Below are 12,270 nucleotides of genomic sequence, written 5' to 3' on the forward strand. Positions count from 1 at the left end.
GGGTTGGGTCGATCGTTGTCGTTGTTGTCGTTACGGGGTCAGGCCTCCGCGGCCGCGGGCGGTCGCGGAGCCTCGAGTGAAGCAGGCAGTAGCGGCACGATCATCTCGGCCTTGAGGGTTTCGAGGGGCAGCAGGGGGCTCATGTCTTCCAGCGGCATCGAGACGATGGAGCCATCGGCGCGGGGGATGGCGGCGCACTTGGGTTGCAGGGTTTCGTCGGGCACCAGCTGCACGTCGATCAGGCAGGGGCGTGGCAGCTGCTGGGCGCGGGCCAGGGCATCGGCGAGGCTGGCGCAGTCGTCGATGCGCATGAAGGGCAGGCCATACACGGCGGCGAGCTTTTCGAGATCCGGCATCGTGAGGCCCGAGGCCGGGCCGCTGCCCACGTAACGCCCGTTGAAGTAGTTGCGCTGGGTGTTGCGGATGGAGGCGTAGCCGCCGTTGTTCATGATGAACAGGCAGATCGGGAGCTGGAGCCCGGCGAGGGTGGCGAGCTCCTGCAGGTTGAGCTGCAGGCTGCCGTCGGATTCCACGGCCAGCATGGGCTGGCGGTCGTTGCCGAGGCAGGCGCCGATGGCCGCCGGCAGCCCGTAGCCCATCGCGCCGAGGCCGGAGGTGAGGAAGCTGCGCTGGCCCGGCTTGTTGCGGAAGCCCGCGTAGAAGAACTCCACCGCCAGGCCGGAGCTGCCGGTGGCGATGAGGGTGTGCTCGGGTGCGGCGTCCGACAGCGCCTCGACGAAATGGGCGTGGCCGATGGGGCCGGACGGCGGGAAGACGCGGCCTTCGTTCTGGGTGTAGCGGGCCTTCCAGCTCGTGCAGCGGGCGCGCCAGTTGGCGGTGTCGCCGGGCGTGGCGGCGGCCTGCAGGGCGCGGATGAAGTCGCCAGCGTCCATCGCCAGGGGCTGGTCGATGGCCATCGCGGCCTTGTCGGCGAGCTCATGGGCGTCCACGTCCACCACCACCTTGCGCGCGGCTCGGGCGAAGCCCTTGGGGTTGTAGGTGGTGACGATCATGTCGAGGCGGGCGCCGATGGCAATCAGCAGGTCGCAGTTCTGCACCGCGAAGTTGGCGGCGCGGGCGGCGACCACGCCGGGGCGGCCGATGTTGAGGGGGTGGTCGTAGGGCAACAGGTCCAGCGCGTTCCAGGTGAGCACGGCGGGCACCTGCAGGCGGTCGACGAGCTGGCGGAAGGCATCCGCGGCACCGGCGAGGCGCACGCCGTGGCCGGCGAGGATCAGCGGGCGCTTCGCTTCGGCGAGCATCGCCAGCACGGGAGCGAGGTCGGGCGTCGGGGCGGTGGCCTCGGCCGGCGGCGTCCAGCCGGGCAGGGTGTCCGGGTCGATGGGGGCGGCCTGCACGTCGAGGGGCACGTCGATCCACACCGGGCCGGGGCGGCCGGATTTCATCAGGTGCAGGGCTTGCTCGAGATGGACGCGCACCATCTGCGGGTCGTCCAGCGTGACGGCGTATTTGGTGATCGGGCGGACGATGGGGACGATGTCCACTTCCTGAACGCCGCCCTGGCGGATCGGGCGGCCGGCAAGGCGGTCGGGGCGCTTGGCCTGGCCGGAGAGCACCAGCATGGGCACCGAGTCGATCCACGCGCCGGCCACTGGGGTGATGGCGTTGGTGGCGCCGGGGCCGGTGGTGACCATCGTCACGCCGAAGCCCGGGTTGCCGGCGTTGCCGGTGCGGCCGGCGGCCTCGGCGGCGATGGCGGCGGCCTGCTCGTGGTGGCAGGGCACGGCGGCCAGGCGCGGTTCGCAGGCCACGGCGTCGTTGAGGTACATGGCGCCGCCGCCGGGCAGCATGAAGATGTGGCGGATGCCCTCGTCGGCCAGGCGACGCAGCATCCAGTCGGCAACGCGGATCGTCATCGGGCTTACATCCAGTAGGTGAGCCAGGTCTTGCGGCTGGGGTTGGCCGCGATCGCCGGGTCGGTGTAGTAGGAGTCGTGCTTGTCGTGGGTGGAGGAGATCTCCTCGAACACCACGCCCTCGGTGGTCTTGAAGGTGTGCTTCACGCCGCGGGCGACGGTGATGACGTCGCCGGCGCTGGCCTCGCGCTCCTCGCCGTCGAGCCACAGGGTGAGACGGCCGTGGAGGACGACGAAGGTCTCTTCCTTCTTCTGGTGGTATTGCTCCGGGTGGGTCTGGCCGGGGAGCATCACCAGCAGCTTCTTGCAGTATTCGCGATTGACGACGGTGACCATCGTCAGGCCGAACTCGTTGAAGCGCTCCAGCCCGTAGTGGTGGGAGATCTCCAGATCGGACTTGCCGGGCACGACCACGTTGCCGGCCTTGAGCAGCGCCTTCACGGCGGTGACGATCTCCAGCACCTGGCCGCGCAACTGGGTCTCGGCAACCTGGGCGTGGCGCACCGGCTGGCCGGCGGGGATGGCTTCCGTGGTGATGAAGCGGGCGTACTTGGACCACTCGTTGGCGGTGACCTGGCCTTCGACCGGCGGGAAGGCGAACTCGATCATGTCGGCGGCGATCACGCTGCCCGCGGGGATGTCGCGGGTGGCGAACACGCCCCGGCGCAGGGAATGCAGGCTGGCCCGCTCGCCGGCGGAGGGCTGGTAGCGCTCATGGCTGCCGCAGATGGCACGGGCGCGGCGGCAGGCGCCCAGCCAGGCGCGGATCTGATCCGGGTTGGCGGAGTAGGCGTTGGCGGCGTATTTGTCGGTGGGCAGCACCACGTGCTTCTCGAACACGCTGGCGCCCTTGGCCAGTGCGAGGCCCACGGCGAAGGTGTTGTCCGGTGATTCGTGGGTGGAGTAGCCCACGCGCACGCCGGGGTAGCGGGCGCGCAGCAGCTCGATCTGATTGACCTGCAGGGCTTCGTCGGGCGTCGGGTATTCGGCGACGCAGTGCATCAGGGTGAGATCCTTGCCCCGGTGCAGGAAGAAGCTCGTCACGTTGTCGATTTCATCCAGCGTGGCGCCGGCGGTGGAGGCGATCACCGGCTTGTCGGCGGCGGCGATGCGCTCCAGCAGCGGCCAGTCGGTGAAGGAGCAGCTGGCGATCTTGATGGTGTGGATGCCGTGGGCTTCAATGCGGCCGACCGAGTTCTCGTCGAAGGGCGTGCACACGGTGATGAAGCCCTGGGCGTCCATCTCGGCCACCAGGGCGCGGAAGGCTTCGTCGGAGAGCCGGGTTTCCTCGAAGCGCTTGACGTACTTGATGTCGTCGCGGCCGCGGGCGGAGGCGTGGATGAAGGTGTCCAGATCGCGGTACTGGAGCTTGAAGGCGAAGTCGAAGTCGTCTTCAAAGCCGCGGCAGGCCTCGCGGATCGCGCGGATGGTGGCGATGCCGTGGGGCAGGTCGCCCATGTGGTTGTTGGCCATTTCATAGACCATCAGGGGCTTGGTCATAGGTCGACTCCGAGGAAGGTGCGGATGTGGCTGGCGGTGTAGTCGAGCTGGGCGCTGGTGAGCCCCGGCCACACGCCGATCCAGAAGGTGTCCCGCATGATGCGGTCGGCCACCGGCAGATCGCCGACGACGCGGAAGTTGCGCCCGGCCATCGAGGGCTGGCGGACGAGGTTGCCGGCAAACAGCAGGCGGGTGCCGATCTTGTGCTGGTCGAGGTATTGCAGGAGGTCCACGCGATTGACGCCGGCCTCGGGGCGCAGGGTGATGGGGTAGCCGAACCACGACGGATCGCTGCCGGGCGTGGCTTCGGGCAGCACGAGGAGATCCCGCGCGTCGGCCAGCGCCTCGGTGAGCCACGCGAAGTTGCGCTTGCGGGCGGCGATGAAGCCGTCGAGCCGATCCAGCTGGGCCAGCCCGCAGGCGGCCTGCATGTCGGTGATCTTGAGGTTGTAGCCGATGTGGCTGTAGGTGTACTTGTGGTCGTAGCCCTGCGGCAGGCTGCCCAGCTGCCAGCCGAAGCGCTTGCCGCAGGTGTTGTCGCAGCCGGGCTTGCACCAGCAGTCGCGCCCCCAGTCGCGGAAGGATTCGGCGATCTGGCGCAGGCTCGGATCGCTGGTGAGCACCGCGCCGCCTTCGCCCATGGTGATGTGGTGGGCGGGGTAGAACGACAGCGTGGCCAGATGACCGAAGGTGCCGACCTTGCGGCCCATCCAGGTGGAGCCGAGGGCGTCGCAGCAGTCTTCCACCAGCCACAGGCCGTGGGCTTCGCAGAAGGCGCAGACGGCGGTGAGGTCGAAGGGGTTGCCGAGGGTGTGGGCGATCATCACCGCCTTGGTGCGCGGCGAGAGCGCGGCTTCGAGCATGGCCACGTCGATGTTGTAGCCGGGCAGGGTGGCATCGACGAACACCGGCACCGCGCCGTTCTGGATGATCGGATTGACGGTGGTGGGAAAGCCGGCAGCAACGGTGATGACCTCGTCGCCCGGGCGGATGGCACGCTCGCCGAGCTTGGGTGAGGTGAGGGTGGAGAAGGCCACCAGGTTGGCCGACGAGCCGGAATTGACGGTGAGGGCGTAGGTGGTGCCGACGAACTCGGCGAGGCGCGCCTCGAAGGCGTCGTTGAAGCGGCCAGTGGTGAGCCAGGCGTCGAGGGCCGCGTCGATCATCGCGTCCTTCTCGGGATCGCCGACGACCTTGCCGGAGGGCGGCACCGGGTCAATGCCCGGGCGCCAGCCGCGGGGCGCGGCGGCGGCGCGGGCGGGGCGGACGATGACTTCGAGATCCTGCCCGGCGAGCTCGGGGTGGGCGGAGAGATCCAGCTGCAGGCTGCCGTCGGCGCCGGGGGTGAGGGTCTGGCGGATGATGCTCATGAGTTGCTTCCGAAGGCGGCGATTTCGTCGAGGGTGTAGCGGTGCATGTCGGCACCGTTCTGCCAGGCTTGATACCAGGCGAGGCTGCGCGCCACGGCTTCGTCGGCCCGCCAGCGGGGGCGCCAGCCCAGGCGGACGCGGGCCTTGGTGCAGTCGAGCTTGAGGGTGTGGGCCTCATGCACCTGGGGCGTGGCGGCGCTGGCCCAGTGGGCGGCGGGGCCCCAGCCTTCGGCGAGCTGCTGTACGACCCACGCGACGCTGCGGGCGTCGGTTTCGTCGGGGCCGAAGTTCCAGCCCTCGGCAAAGGCGGCGCTTTCATCCACGAGGCGCTCGGCGAGCTGGAGATAGCCGGAGAGGGGTTCGAGCACGTGCTGCCAGGGGCGGATCGCGCCGGGGCTGCGCAGGGTGACGGGCTCGCCGGCGGTGAAGGCGGCGAGCACGTCGGGCGCCAGGCGGCTGGGCGTCCAGTCGCCGCCGCCGATCACGTTGCCGGCGCGGGCGCTGGCGAGCGGAATGCCCGCCGCGGCGAGGAACGAACGCCGGTAGCTGGCGACGATCAGCTCGGTGCAGCCCTTGCTGGCCGAGTAAGGGTCGTGGCCGCCCATCGGGTCGGTCTCGCGGTAGCCCCACAGCTGCTCGCGGTTTTCGTAGCACTTGTCGCTGCTGACCACCACGACCGCCCGGATGCCCGCCACGTGGCGGCAGGCTTCGAGCAGATGGACGGTGCCCATGGCGTTGGTGGCGAAGGTGTCCACCGGGGTTTCGTAGGACAGCGGCACCAGCGGCTGGGCGGCCAGGTGGAAGACGACCTCGGGTCGGGCGGCCTGCATGGCGGCGAGGAGCGCCGGGTAGTCGCGCACGTCGCCGATGGTGGAGTGCATGTCGCGGCCGACGGCGGCCACGTCGAAAAGGGCCGGGTCGGTGGCCGGGGCGAGGGCGAAGCCGTGGACTTCGGCGCCCAGCTCCTGAAGCCACAGGCAGAGCCAGCCACCCTTGAAGCCGGTGTGGCCGGTGAGGAAGACCCGCCGGCCGCGCCAGAAGGCGGGGGTCACCAGGTTTTCCATGGCGCCTCGCCGCTCTGCCAGAGTTCTTCGAGGAGGGTCTTGTCGCGCAGGGTGTCCATCGGGCGCCAGAAGCCGGTGTGCTGGAAGGCGGCGAGCTGCTTTCTGGCGATGAGCTGGGCGAGCACCGGGCCTTCAAAGATGGTCTGGTCGCCTTCGTTGATGTAGTCGAGCACCTTGGGCGACAGCACGAAGAAGCCGCCGTTGATGAAGCCGCCATCGCCCAGGGGCTTCTCGACAAAGGCGCTGACGCAGCCACCGCTTGCGATCTTGAGGGCGCCGAAGCGGCCCGGGGGCTGCACAGCGGCTACCGTGGCAAGCTTGCCGTGGGCCTTGTGAAAGCCAATCTCGGCGCTGATGTCGATGTCGGCCACGCCGTCGCCGTAGGTGAAGCAGAAGGCGTCTTCGTCCTGCACGTACTGGCGCACCCGGGCGAGGCGGCCGCCGGTCTGGGTGCTGTCGCCGGTATCCACCAGGGTGACGCGCCACGGTTCGGCGTGGCGCTCGTGGATTTCCATGCGGTTGTTGGTCATGTCGAAGGTGACGTCCGACATGTGCAGGAAGTAGTTGGCGAAGTACTCCTTGATCACGTAGCCCATGTAGCCGCAGCAGATCACGAAGTCGTGAATGCCGTGGGCCGAGTAGATCTTCATGATGTGCCAGAGAATGGGCCGACCGCCGATGCCGATCATCGGCTTCGGGCGGTTGACGGTCTCTTCGCTGATGCGGGTGCCGAGGCCACCCGCGAGAATCACGGCTTTCATCGTCGCTCCATGAAGGATGGGGACGATGTTATGCGTGGCGGTGGAAGGGCTTAGGGCGGAACAGGGGGGGAAAGACGGGGTTATTCTTCCGGCGCGGGATCAGCGCCGGTTGCCCATGGGGGATTCGGGCGGATTGGCGCCGCAGGCGATGTAGTCGTCGTCGCGCATCACGGGCTTGATCTCGCAGGCGGTGGCCATGACCGGCAGGGCGGTGAAGCGGTTGAAGTCGGGCTCGGCGTTGTTGCGCACGGCGCGGACCGTGGGCAGGGCGGCGGTGGGCACCTGCAGGGGGGCGCTGACGACCGGCGCGAGCGGCTCGGCGCCGCCATCGACGGGGACCGCCGCCTCGCTGCCGCCGACGCGGCGGTTGGCGGCAGCGAGGCGTTGTTGCTGCTGGGCTTCGAGGTTGGCGCGGCGGATCAGAAAGGCGCTTTCCCGGCCGATGTCCTGGAGGGGAAAGTGGCTGGCGGTGGCCGGCACGGCCTGGGCGCTGGCGCCCTGGATGGTGGTGCTGCGCACGGCGACGGGGCGCAGCGGGGCTTCGGTGACGCTGGTCGAGCGGCTCATGCCGCTGCTGCGGCCGCCGCCGACGCGCCGGGCGTCGGCAGGATCACTGGCCACGAGGCCGAGGAGCAGGGTGGCGAGGAGCGTGGAGGCGGGGCGGTTGAGTCTGAAGCGGGTCATCGTGAGCTGCACGGGAATCTGCAAATATTTGCAAAGCATGCAAGTCTAGCGAATCTCCGCCGGTAATGCTATTCGAATTCAGTCGGCGAGCAGCGCTGCCAGCATGGCGTCCGGCGTGCCCACCGCGCGCCAGTGGGGCGGCATTTCTTCAGGCGCGATGCTGCCGTAGCCCCAGGTGGCGGCGAGGAAGGGCAGCTGGTTGGCGTCGGCGGATTCGCCGTCTTCGCTGCGGTCGCCGATGTAGATCGAGGTGGCCACCGGGATCTCGTGATCGGCCAGCAGCCGTCCGATCATCGCCGCCTTGTTGGGCAGGCGCGGCGCGAACAGGTCGAGGGCGTAGATGTGGTCGAAATGCCCCAGCCAGCCCAGGTGGTCGAGGATCAGCCGGGTGGGGTGGATGCGCTTGTTGGTGGCGATGGCGAGGCTGAGCCCGGCCGCCTTGAGGCTGGCGAGCATCTCGCCGACGCCGGCGTAGGGGGCGGTGGCCTTGTAGCCTTCGGTGTCGTAGCTGGCCTTGAAGCCGTCGGCGAGGCGGTCGATGAGCGCGGCGTCCTTCGAGCCGGCGAGCAGCTGCAGGGTTTCGGTGAGCGGCGGGCCGATGATGCTGTCGTCGATGGCGATGACCGGCGTCAGGCCGGCGCGGGCGAAGGCGTCGCGGAAGCTGGCGAGGATGGCCGGGGCGGAGTCGATGAGGGTGCCGTCGAGGTCGAACAGGATGTGGCTGTAGCGGGGCATGGCGATGGAGGCGTTGGGAAGGCGGTCGTGATTATCGCGCGCTCGGGTATATTTGCGCGCTCGTTCCGCCCTTCCGTTCTGCCGCCATGGAAAACTCCGATCTCTCCACGCCCGACGACGCCCGCCGCTTTGGCGGTCTTGCCCGACTCTACGGCGATGCCGGTCGGGCCCGGCTGGCGGCGGCGCATGTGTGCGTGGTGGGCATCGGCGGGGTGGGTTCGTGGGCGGTGGAGGCGCTGGCCCGGAGCGGCGTGGGCCGGCTCACGCTGATCGACCTGGACCACGTGGCGGAGTCGAACATCAACCGCCAGATCCATGCCAGCGACGCGACCCTCGGCCAGGCCAAGGTGGAGGCGATGCGCGAGCGGATCGCCGGCTACAACCCGGCCTGCCAGGTGGCGGTGGTGGATGATTTCGTGACCGTGGATAACTGCGCCGAAGTGCTGGGCGCCGGCTTCGACTACGTGATCGACGCGATCGATTCGGTGCGCGTGAAGGTGGCGATGATCGCCTTCTGCCGCAGCGCGGGTGTGCCGGTGGTGACCTGCGGCGCGGCGGGCGGGCAGATCGATCCGACCCAGATCCGCGTTGATGATCTGTCGCGGACGATCCAGGACCCGCTGCTCGCCAAGGTGCGCGGGCAGCTGCGCAAGGGCCACGGTTTTACCCGTGACCCGAAGAAGAAATTTGGCGTGGAGGCGGTGTTCTCCACGGAGCCGCTGCGCTATCCCGCGCCCGATGCCGCCTGCGAGCTGCCCGCCTCCGGGCCGGCCGGCCTCAACTGCGCCGGCTTCGGATCGATCGTCACGGTGACGGCCTGCGTCGGGATGTTTGCCGCGGCTCGGGCGATCAACGCGCTGGCGGCGGGGTGATGAAGAGCGCCGGGTCCACCGCTGCGCCATTGAGATAGACGCTCCAGTGCAGGTGCGGGCCAGTGGCGCGGCCGCTCATGCCCGACTGGCCCAGTACCTCGCCCCGACGCACCGGCTGGCCGGGTGTCACCGTGGTGTCGCTGAGGTGGCAGACCATCGTGACGAAGCCCTGGCCGTGGTCCACGAAGACCGTCTTGCCGTTGAAGTAGAGGTCGTCCACCAGCGTGACGACGCCGTCGGCGGGGGCGCGGATGGGGGTGCCGGTGGGCACCGCCACGTCGAGCCCGGTGTGGGGCGCGCGGGGTTCGCCGTTGAACACCCGACGCAGGCCGAAGCGGCTCGACAGGCGGCCTTCGGCGGGCAGGGTGAGGTCGGCGCGGGGCACCGGCACGTCGCGGAACTGGCTGCGGATGTCCAGCTGGCGCTTGCGTTCGGCGTCGATGCGGGCGACGTCGGCGGGGTCGGGGGTGACCATCTTGGGGTTCTTGATGGTGAGCTTCTGGACCGGATAGGCCTTGGGCATCACCGGAAAACTCAGGCTGCGGGCCTGGCCTTCGGGGCCGACTTCGAGGGTCTGGTCGCCGATGGGGGTGTCGAGGGACAGGCCGACCAGCGCGTGCCAGCCGTCGCGCTGTTGCTGGAGGAGAACCGGGCGCCCGCCAAAGCGCACTTCGGGGCGCGGCGAGCCGGCCGGGGCGACATGGATCTCGGCGACGCCGCCGGGCACCGCTTCTGGCCGGAACCCGGCGTGGGCATTGGCGATCAGCGATGTGGCGGCGGCAATGAGGGCTATAACTTTAGTCATGAATTCAGTGGCAACCGGGACTATTTCACACGCGGCTGCAGGAAGTTGGGCGGGAACGCGGATTTGAGCATGGACAAGCCTTTGCACGGTTTAACATCTTGTAAAGACTGGTCTGCTTCCAGAGAGGGCGTTGTCGCCCTTTGATGCTGGTCCGAAAGGGCCGGTCAGGTTGATCGATGGTCTGTGCCGGCAAGCCGGCCAGACGCGGGAGTGATGGATGTCGCAGGAAGCAATCGTACTGTTTGCCCACGGGGCGCGTGATCCGATCTGGGCCCTGCCGGCCCAGCGGGTGGCTGAGGAGGTGCGTCGGCTGCGTCCGGGCACGCTGGTCAGCGTGGCGTTTCTCGAGCTGATGACGCCGACCCTGGCCGAGGCGGTGGAAGCCGCGGCGGCATCGGGGGCGCGTGACGTGCGCGTGGTGCCGCTGTTCCTGGCCCAGGGCGGGCACCTCAAGCGCGACGTGCCGGCGCTGATCGAGGCGGTCGAGGCCAAGCATCCAGGGTGCCGGATCGAACTGGTGACCGCCGTCGGCGAGGACGCGGGCGTGGTCCAGGCGATGGCGGCTTATGCGGCGGGGGCTGGCGGTGTTGCGTCGGCCGACTGAGACAGGGGAGGTCTGGGGTTCGATGGCTAGTCGCATCTGGCTGGTGGGGGACAATCCCCAGTTGGCAGGGCAGATCGAGGCTTGGCTGGCGCCGGCCGGGTACGCGTGCAGTCAGCTTGCCTGTGCCGAGGCGAGCATGCGCCTCGCGGATGAACTCATGCCCGCCGATCGCGTGATCGTGGATGCGGCCTCGGATGAGTGTTCGCTGGCGTTGCTGGCGCTCCTGAAGGATGCCGGCGTGCAGGTGACGCTGCTGCTCGAAGCCGAGGATCTGCTGGCGGTGGAGACCGGGCTGTACGCCACGGTGTCGGGTTTCCTGGTCAAACCCTTCGAGCGCCAGGCCCTGGTGGCGGCGCTGGCCCTGCCGTGGGGCGGCGTAAGCGCGCCGGCGGGCGGCTATTTCCCGTTCCGCACCCTGGAGGACGTCACCGGCCTGTCGCAGCTGGTGGCGGGGCTGTGCCCCGAATCCGAGATGGTGCAGATCGCCCTTTCCGAGCTGATGCTCAACGCCGTGGAGCACGGCAACCTGGGGCTGGGTTTCGTGCGCAAGGGCGAGCTGATGAGCTGTGGCGCGTGGCGTAACGAGGTCGAGCGCCTGCTCGACACGCCGGCCTATCTCGAACGGTTTGCCTACCTGCGGGTGGAGCTGCGCCCGCGGGAAGTGCGCTTCCTGATCCGCGATCAGGGCAACGGCTTCGATCCGGGGCCTTATCTCAACCTCAATCCGGCGCGCTCGGTCGAGCCCCACGGGCGCGGCATCGCGATCGCCCGGATGCTGGCCTTCCCCGATCTGGTCTTCCTCGAAGGCGGTCGCTGCGTGGAAGGGGTGGTGCGCCGGCTGGCTGCACTCGATCTGGCGGCCTGAGGCCGCAGTTTGACCGGCGGGAGGCCCCGCCGGCTTGACGGAACATAATATAAGCGTATTCTTATATTATGTTCCTATACACTTCTCTCCGTCTTTCCGGTGCGTCCGGCCTGCTCGCGGCAGTGCTGGCGCTGTCTCCTGTCGCAGCTCCTGCCGTCCCGACGCTGGCCGACGTGCCTACCGTGCGCATCGGCCTGCAGGCCCACGCCCAGACCTACGCCAGCGAGGCGACCATCGAGGCGATCCGTCAGGCCACCGTGGCCGCCCAGGTGCAGGGGCGGGTGCTGGAGGCGCGGGTCGATGCCGGCGCCCGGGTGCGCCGTGGCGACGTGCTGATGCGCATCGACACCCGCGAGGCCGATCAGGCCGTGGCGGCGGCCACCGCCAACGTGGCGGCGGCCCAGGCCCGGGTGGTCGAGGCCAGGGCCAGCCTTGAACGCACCCGCAGCCTGAAGGCGCGCAATTTCATCAGCGCCGCGGCGGTGGATCAGGCCCAGGCGGCCTTCGATTCTGCCGCGGCCCAGCACAAGTCGGCCGAGGCGGCGCGGGCTCAGGTGGATGCCTCCCGCGGGTTTGCGACGGTGACTTCGCCCATCGACGGGGTGGTCGCCCAGCGCCTCACCGAAGCCGGCGAGATGGCCCAGCCGGGCCGTCCGCTGATGACGATCTACGAACCCGGCGGTCTGCGCGCGGTGGTGGATGTGCCCCAGTCGCGCCTTGCCGAGCTGGGCAAGGCCGGCCTCAAGGCGAAGGTGGAATTCCCCGAGAGCGGCCTCTGGCTGGATGCGGCGGCGATCGTCGTGCTGCCTTCGGCCGATCCGCGCACCCACACCGCGCGGGTGCGGGTGAGCCTGCCCGCCGACGCTGCCGGCGTGGTGCCGGGCATGGCGGCGCGGGTGCATTTCGTGGTCGGCGATGCGCCGCGGCTGGCGGTGCCGGCGGGGGCGATCCTGCGCCGGGGCGAGATCACTGGTGTTTACGTGGCTGACGGCAAGGGCGGTTTCAGCCTGCGCCAGCTACGGGTGGGCAGCCCGCTCGCCGATGGCAGCGTCGAGGTGCTGGCAGGGCTCTCCGGCGGCGAGCTGGTCGCCCTCGATCCGGTGCGCGCCGGTCTGCTTCGTCAGGCGCGCTGAG

At 69.4% G+C, this 12,270-nt stretch carries 12 protein-coding genes; 4 read left to right on the top strand and 8 right to left on the bottom strand.

Translation table 11 applies throughout. The annotated features are described in order from the left end of the window. Window positions 1–38: 38 nt before the first annotated feature. From GH681_RS03185 to GH681_RS03215, 7 genes are all read right to left on the bottom strand, one after another. On the bottom strand, window positions 39–1,877 hold the full coding sequence (locus GH681_RS03185) for a thiamine pyrophosphate-binding protein (protein ID WP_153160011.1): 1,839 nt from the start codon (window positions 1,875–1,877) through the stop codon (window positions 39–41). A gap of 5 nt (window positions 1,878–1,882) precedes the next feature. Further along, entirely contained in the window at window positions 1,883–3,376 is a 1,494-nt protein-coding gene (locus GH681_RS03190; RefSeq protein WP_153160012.1) for a D-lyxose/D-mannose family sugar isomerase, read from the bottom strand. Continuing rightward, window positions 3,373–4,746: a lipopolysaccharide biosynthesis protein RfbH gene (gene rfbH / locus GH681_RS03195; protein WP_153160013.1), complete on the bottom strand. Its 1,374-nt coding sequence runs from the start codon at window positions 4,744–4,746 to the stop codon at window positions 3,373–3,375. The genes GH681_RS03190 and rfbH overlap by 4 nt, the downstream gene beginning before the upstream one ends. After that, the gene (rfbG, locus tag GH681_RS03200) at window positions 4,743–5,810 is read right to left on the bottom strand and encodes a CDP-glucose 4,6-dehydratase (protein ID WP_153160014.1); all 1,068 of its coding nucleotides are present in this window, start codon (window positions 5,808–5,810) and stop codon (window positions 4,743–4,745) included. Before rfbG ends, rfbH begins: the two co-directional genes overlap by 4 nt. Continuing rightward, entirely contained in the window at window positions 5,795–6,571 is a 777-nt protein-coding gene (rfbF, locus tag GH681_RS03205) for a glucose-1-phosphate cytidylyltransferase (protein WP_153160015.1), read from the bottom strand. Before rfbF ends, rfbG begins: the two co-directional genes overlap by 16 nt. A 99-nt stretch (window positions 6,572–6,670) precedes the next feature. After that, the gene (locus tag GH681_RS03210; protein WP_153160016.1) at window positions 6,671–7,255 is read right to left on the bottom strand and encodes a hypothetical protein; all 585 of its coding nucleotides are present in this window, start codon (window positions 7,253–7,255) and stop codon (window positions 6,671–6,673) included. A 78-nt stretch (window positions 7,256–7,333) separates the two neighbouring features. Beyond that, the gene (locus GH681_RS03215; RefSeq protein WP_153160017.1) at window positions 7,334–7,990 is read right to left on the bottom strand and encodes an HAD family hydrolase; all 657 of its coding nucleotides are present in this window, start codon (window positions 7,988–7,990) and stop codon (window positions 7,334–7,336) included. 86 nt (window positions 7,991–8,076) lie between these two features. Here GH681_RS03215 and tcdA point away from each other — a divergent pair, with 86 nt between their 5' ends. Next, complete coding sequence (gene tcdA / locus GH681_RS03220) at window positions 8,077–8,862, top strand: tRNA cyclic N6-threonylcarbamoyladenosine(37) synthase TcdA (RefSeq protein WP_153160018.1); 786 nt, start codon at window positions 8,077–8,079, stop codon at window positions 8,860–8,862. Here the strand turns inward: tcdA and GH681_RS03225 are convergent. Next, the gene (locus GH681_RS03225; RefSeq protein WP_153160019.1) at window positions 8,840–9,667 is read right to left on the bottom strand and encodes a peptidoglycan DD-metalloendopeptidase family protein; all 828 of its coding nucleotides are present in this window, start codon (window positions 9,665–9,667) and stop codon (window positions 8,840–8,842) included. The two genes, tcdA and GH681_RS03225, sit on opposite strands and share 23 nt — an antisense overlap. Before the next feature lie 217 nt (window positions 9,668–9,884). Here GH681_RS03225 and GH681_RS03230 point away from each other — a divergent pair, with 217 nt between their 5' ends. The 3 genes from GH681_RS03230 to GH681_RS03240 all read left to right on the top strand — a co-directional run bounded on the left by GH681_RS03230 (window position 9,885) and on the right by GH681_RS03240 (window position 12,269). Further along, the gene (locus tag GH681_RS03230; protein ID WP_153160020.1) at window positions 9,885–10,271 is read left to right on the top strand and encodes a sirohydrochlorin chelatase; all 387 of its coding nucleotides are present in this window, start codon (window positions 9,885–9,887) and stop codon (window positions 10,269–10,271) included. A 22-nt stretch (window positions 10,272–10,293) separates the two neighbouring features. Beyond that, window positions 10,294–11,136 (top strand): ATP-binding protein, encoded by an 843-nt coding sequence (locus GH681_RS03235; RefSeq protein ID WP_153160021.1) that lies wholly within the window; start codon window positions 10,294–10,296, stop codon window positions 11,134–11,136. A gap of 68 nt (window positions 11,137–11,204) precedes the next feature. Then, window positions 11,205–12,269 (top strand): efflux RND transporter periplasmic adaptor subunit, encoded by a 1,065-nt coding sequence (locus tag GH681_RS03240; protein WP_153160022.1) that lies wholly within the window; start codon window positions 11,205–11,207, stop codon window positions 12,267–12,269. The last annotated feature ends 1 nt before the right edge of the window (window position 12,270 follow it).

The sequence above is a fragment of the Zoogloea sp. 1C4 genome, from assembly GCF_009469605.1.
Taxonomy (GTDB): domain Bacteria; phylum Pseudomonadota; class Gammaproteobacteria; order Burkholderiales; family Rhodocyclaceae; genus Zoogloea; species Zoogloea oryzae.